The sequence below is a fragment of the Leptospira saintgironsiae genome, assembly GCF_002811765.1.
GTDB lineage: Bacteria > Spirochaetota > Leptospiria > Leptospirales > Leptospiraceae > Leptospira_B > Leptospira_B saintgironsiae.
In genome coordinates this window covers 1-994 of sequence record NZ_NPDR01000033.1, presented here as the reverse complement: position 1 = coordinate 994, position 994 = coordinate 1, and the positions used below count along the sequence as shown (strand labels likewise).

At 42.7% G+C, this 994-nt stretch carries 1 protein-coding gene; it reads left to right on the top strand.

Features of this window, described 5'->3' with window-relative positions:
• Positions 1–37: 37 nt before the first annotated feature.
• The coding region (locus CH362_RS19090; RefSeq protein WP_244280659.1) for a Hint domain-containing protein at positions 38–994 on the top strand (957 nt) is incomplete at its 3' end.

Genomic DNA, 994 nt, shown 5'->3' with positions numbered 1-994 from the left:
TAACGAAGCAGTCCTAGGCAACAAATCAGCCGAAGGCATGTTTGAGAAGATCTGGTCGAACATCAAAGGAGAAGCAAAGTTAGCCTTTGGGATGAGCGATACCGGGCAGATCCGAGTGAATGAAAAAGGCCAGTTAGAGTTTGATACATGCTTTGTAGCCGGGACATTAATCAGAACGAAAGAAGGCTATACAGCAATAGACAAACTGAAAGTAGGAGACTACGTATTATCTCACAACGAGAAGACAGGACTACTCTCCTACAATAAGATCACAGAGACATTCATCCACGACGTCCCAGCAATCTATAAGATCACATATACAAATGGAACAGAAGTAGAGACAACCTGGAACCACCCATTCTATATTAAGGGTCAAGGTTGGACAAAAGCAAAGTTATTAAACCCAGAACAGAGATCCGTAACAGTATCTAGTATTCGTAATGCAGCTATCCTAAGAGAGATGAGCAGCAGTCCGCAGATGGGTATTTCACTTGCTGCACTTAGTAATGAGGCAACAGCGACACCTTGGAATGATTTGTATGAGGGAACTGCAGGGATTGCGAAGATAGAGAGAGTCATCCGACAAGAGAAGGTGTATAACATCGAGGTAGAGGGAGATCATAGTTATTTTGTGACCAGAGCTGGGTTGCTTGTGCATAATTATGAAGTAAATCCAAAACTGGAACTACTTCCTTCGAATGACGTCAAAGGATTAACTACAGTTAATAAAGAACCGAAATACCAGAAGCTAACGATGGATGGTCGGACTTATGAGAAGGTAGTGGATGGAAAAGGTAACGTATCTTTTGAAAGTAAACTAACAAATGGAGAGCGTGTGGTCCTGCAGGTAACTCCAGAGGGTATGATCAAGCGTACCACGCATTCACCATCGGAAAGTAAGCTTTGGGGAATGATCAAAATGTCGCCTAAGACGACGACAGAATATTTAAATCCTTCCGGAGAAGTATTAGGGCATGATGCAGTTGTCCGTATA